The sequence below is a fragment of the Rossellomorea aquimaris genome, assembly GCF_001877785.1.
In the GTDB taxonomy this organism is placed as follows: domain Bacteria; phylum Bacillota; class Bacilli; order Bacillales; family Bacillaceae_B; genus Rossellomorea; species Rossellomorea aquimaris_A.
Genome location: NZ_MINN01000082.1, coordinates 1 through 4,666, shown reverse-complemented (window position 1 = coordinate 4,666; position 4,666 = coordinate 1). Strand labels below are relative to the sequence as shown.

The 4,666-nt window shown below is 37.9% G+C and carries 4 protein-coding genes and 1 pseudogene; 4 read left to right on the top strand and 1 reads right to left on the bottom strand.

Going from position 1 to position 4,666, the window contains the following annotated elements:
• Positions 1–130: 130 nt before the first annotated feature.
• The 3 genes and pseudogenes from BHE18_RS09785 to BHE18_RS09775 form a co-directional block, all read left to right on the top strand.
• Positions 131–757, top strand: a pseudogene (locus tag BHE18_RS09785) (ferritin family protein); the annotation flags it as partial.
• Positions 758–998: 241 nt separating this feature from the next.
• Positions 999–1,862, top strand: a complete 864-nt coding sequence (locus tag BHE18_RS09780; RefSeq protein ID WP_071618409.1) for an AraC family transcriptional regulator — start codon at positions 999–1,001, stop codon at positions 1,860–1,862.
• Positions 1,863–1,913: 51 nt separating this feature from the next.
• Positions 1,914–2,291 carry a VOC family protein gene (locus BHE18_RS09775; protein ID WP_071618408.1) on the top strand — a complete coding sequence of 126 codons (378 nt, stop codon included), beginning with the start codon at positions 1,914–1,916 and terminating at the stop codon, positions 2,289–2,291.
• A 738-nt stretch (positions 2,292–3,029) separates the two neighbouring features.
• Here BHE18_RS09775 and BHE18_RS09770 read toward each other — a convergent pair.
• Positions 3,030–3,497 (bottom strand): hypothetical protein, encoded by a 468-nt coding sequence (locus BHE18_RS09770; RefSeq protein ID WP_071618407.1) that lies wholly within the window; start codon positions 3,495–3,497, stop codon positions 3,030–3,032.
• 132 nt (positions 3,498–3,629) lie between these two features.
• Here BHE18_RS09770 and BHE18_RS09765 point away from each other — a divergent pair, with 132 nt between their 5' ends.
• Complete coding sequence (locus BHE18_RS09765; protein ID WP_071618406.1) at positions 3,630–4,022, top strand: DUF3888 domain-containing protein; 393 nt, start codon at positions 3,630–3,632, stop codon at positions 4,020–4,022.
• The last annotated feature ends 644 nt before the right edge of the window (positions 4,023–4,666 follow it).

Here is a 4,666-nt window from a genome sequence, read left to right as displayed (position 1 = left end):
CAAGCTAAATAAGACAAAACCTTCCAAACAAGGGTAAGTGGAAGGTTATTTGGCATGCATATTTTCAGTATAACATGAGTTATTTTAAGTTTTTATTGAAAAATGTTGACAAACTATTAGCTGGTTTAACTACAAAGCAGGAATTGAATTTGCTTTTAATGACGAACAGGGGGCCGTGGATACCTATTTGGATATAACAGATAAGGCGCAAGATCCCGTCATCAAAGAACGATTCCGGCGCGCTGCATCCGATGAACAGAATCACGCCGTCTGGTTCTTATCTTTTATCCAAAAGAATGCCAGGAACGCACATATCCGCAGACAAAACGTTGACTTCGGGGCCAAAGGGGCGTTGAACGCAGATTCGTTGACCCTTCCGCAGATGCTTACTTACGCTCTTCAGGACGAATATCTGGCCCAGGCAAGATACAATAATATCATCGGGAACTTCGGCAATATCCGGACCTTTGTCCAGATCAAGGAAGCTGAATTAAGGCACATCAGTGCTCTGTTGCCTCTATTCCAGCGCTACCAGGTGCCGGTTCCGGCAGATACTTCACAGTCTTTGGTCACCACTCCCGAGAATATCAAGGCGGCCTACGCTGCAGGTGTGCAGGGGGAAATCGATAATATCGCCATGTATGACCGGTTCCTCTCATTGAACATCCCAAGTGATGTGCAAATGGTCTTCACGCAGTTGCGGAATGCCTCTGTGAACCATCTGGCGGCATTTGAGAGAGGGCTTGCGAGATGTTGATTTCAACATGTGGGATTTGGTGACGACAGCACAATGACCTCCTCTGTAACAAAGGGCGGTGCCGGGTATATCTCGGGCCTTTCCAGTCAAACACCACCTTATAAGAAGCACGAAGACAAATAAGTTTGAAAGCACACCTCAGCAGCAGGCGTGCTTTTTTTATGTAGGGCCGGTTCCCCCGCCTATTATTATGTATAATGATACTATGGAAAAATAAGTTAATCATAACGGAGATCTGAAGATGACAAAAAATGATACTGCTAATTACGTATTGCATGCTAAAAGTGATGAGTTTTATTGGAAAGGGAACGGGCAGTTATCCATCAAAACGTTCTCGAACGGCAAAGCCCGTTATCATACGAAGCAGGGTTTTTATGCAATCGAAGAAAGCAGGTACCTACTGCTTAACGCCGGCCCCTATATCATTTCCATTGACGAACCAAGAGAGGTGGAGTCATTCTGCATTTTCTTTCAAGACGGATTCGCAGAAGAAGTTTTTCACTCCTTATCAGAAACAAATGACAGGCTTTTGAGCGATCCATTCAAGGATAAGAGTCCCCTCGGCTTTTTTGAAAGGACCTATCCTAAAAATATGACTTTATCCGCCATGTTGCATACTTTTAAACAGGCACTGCCAGGCAATGATCAGAAGTCCATCGGCTATGAACAACAATTTCATCAGATCATGCAAGCACTCTTAGAGGATCAGCTGCAAATCTACCAAGAAGTTGAATCACTTAATGCAGTTCGTAAATCAACGCGGGAAGAATTGTATAGAAGAATAAACATAGCCAATGAGTATATACGGGCATATTTTGACCGGCCCGTTAAACTTGATGATATTGCAGCGGCAGCCTGTCTATCTCCAAACCACTTATTACGGACGTATCAGCAGCTATACAAAAGGACCCCCCATCAGCATATAACCGAATTCAGGATTCAAAAAGCCAGGCAGCTGCTATCGGAAACAGATTACACGATGACAGAGATCACGTTTTTATTGGGGCTTCAAAACCCGGTATCCTTCAGTAAGCTGTTCAAACAATTTGCAGGCATGTCTCCGGCAGACTATCGAAAAAAGGTGAGAATGGATAAGACAAGATAATAGGAATTTTTTATTCTTATAAAGAAAGGATAGTCGAGAGGAGAATGATGTATGGAAACAGCACTGATTGAGAAAGTGGGACAAATCGGAATACCGGTGAAAGACCTGGACAGAGCATTGAGATTTTACAAGGAGACGCTGGGACTCCCCCTCCTATTCAACACAGACCGCATGGCTTTTCTTGAATCCGGCGGGCTGAGGCTTATGCTGTCCCTTCCCGAAAAGGAGGAATTCGCCCATTGCAGCTCGGTTCTTTATTTCCAGGTGAAGAACATAAAAGAAACATACGAGCACTTATCGGGTAAGGAAGTCCATTTTATCGGCGAACCCCATGTGGTCGCAAAAATGGAGCAATCGGAGACGTGGATGGTCTTTTTCAAAGATACAGAAGGAAATACACATGCATTCATGAGTGAGGAACAGGTATAAGATATGAAAGGAGGCCGCCTTTTACAGGTAAGTAGTTCAGTTTTTGTGGAGAAACATCGCAAATGGTATATGAATTAGCATACCTTTTAGCACAGTAAATAGCAGAACCATTTGTATTGATATATCGGCGTTATATAAGAAAATAACAACAAAATAACATAAGAAATAGCACCCATAATTACAACGTGACAATAGCTATTGGCATTGTGCGTATTAGGGTGCTATTTTACTTGTGAATTTGTAAGTGATTATCATTCTGTTACGAGAAAAAACAAGGATTTATTACATTATGTGGTAAAATAAACTTAAAGATTTTGAAAATTCACTTCTTTAACTAACGGGCAGTTTAATGGATTAAGTAATTGCGGCTATCAACAGGACATCAGCCGTAAAAACCCGCAGTATTGCGATTGGGAATTGAAGTAATAATTCAAGCAATTTTATGATCAATTACTATTCCTATAGTTTATTGCATTATTACGAGGATAATAGGCTATATAAAATCAAAAAGGTATGTTCTTGATATGGAAGCTGCTTGGAACAATGTTTAAAAATTACCAAAAAGAGTTTCATTTGGTGGTACTGCAATTTCACCAACTTTTCACTTAATTTCTTTGGTGGTATTAGCGTTACTATCCGGTTTAATAATTTTCTTATTAAAGAGAAGCTTTATTTAAGGAGAGAATATTTGAATAACCCTCATATTTACAAAAAAATAAGGCAATACAGGGGAACTAGCTATTGCCTTGAAATTGGTTGTTCTATTATTTTGTTGGCACCATCAAAAATAAATATAGTTGCTTCGTCTTTTGCAAATTCTTTTACCTTAACTAGGTCGGAATCATTCTTAACAATATATTCACAAAATAAATGGACTTCATCATCTCTGGAAGAAGATCGCGTTCCTATTTTGTTTGGACGCATTTTTGTAAAGCTTGATTCCTCGTTTCCGTCAAGTTCCATAAGGTTTGCTAATCGTTTATTTGGTACCACTGCTAATTCAAATCCGTGTATCCTCTGCCCTGGATAATCGAAACGGCTTTTAATGGGTGTCCCATCATCAGTTTTTAATATGACATCATATCTAAGAATATTATTTTTCACATTGATTTTAACAGCTTTTAGGTTAAAACTTTGTTGTTTATCAAAGCCAATAAGAACACTAATCATTATACAGGCTACAAATAGACCCAACAGTTTCTTCATTTTTACCTCCATTTGCCATGAAATGACTGTACTATTTTAGTTTTTACATCGTTTATTTTCTTATTCAATTATTGGGCAGTTTAAAGGAATAACTTACTTTAGTTTATGGAAAACTAAAGTGAGGTGATATTCATGAGAAAAATCCAATTTATCTTCTTATTAACGCTGTTGTTAACAACTTTAGACACTAATCATTATGCAAACGCAGCAATAAATGAGGCTGACACTAAATTATGCGAAACATATAAATACGCTCTCATAAGCAGTCTGAGAGAACCAGTAGACCAAGCAGTAGCTGAAATTTATAAGGATGATAAAGAAGCTCCAAGTAACCTCATATGGGCTACTTATGATGCAGAAATCCTAAAGATTAAGCAGTTGTATGGGGTCGGGGGTTTATATGAGATAACACTTAAAGTGTATCCTTATTATGATGCACATATGAGTTACGGAGTAGATGAGGTTGTCATAAACTCAAATGGTGAACTGATAAGTTATAAACATTTGAAAACATACCCACGATAGTTGATTGAAGCTTATCCAGAAAAGGATAAGTTTTTTCTTTTTTAAATAGATAAGTCTTGAGAATAATCTCTGAATTTGAAATAATTGGTATTAAATTAAAGTGGCAGGTTAATGGAATAATATCTGAGCTTTTCGGAAATATATTTTTTACTTATGGATACAATTGAGGAGGCATTCAATGAAGATAATTATTGTGTCGCTACTAAGTGGATTGTTAATTGGAGGTGCACTAATCTATTTTTTCTTAGAGAACAATCCATCGAGCTATATTATTTTTAATCAAGGTGGAATTGATAAACGAGTAGTAAAGGAATGGGACTATAATTTTCTTTTTAATAGTAGCGTAATTGTTATAGTCATTACCTCTCTAACATACGTCATAATGAGGATTATTGAAAAGAAGAGAAATTGAAGCCGAGAAGTTTCCTTAAAGGGACTTAACTTTTCTGCTTATTCCATTATAGGGGGCAATAACCGAAGATCAGCTAATTAAAACGGCTATTGCCCATTTTCAATTAAACCAGCTAATAGTTTGTCAACATTTTTCAATAAAAACTTAAAATAACTCATGTTATACTGAAAATATGCATGCCAAATAACCTTCCACTTACCCTTGTTTGGAAGGTTTTGTCTTATTTAGCTGG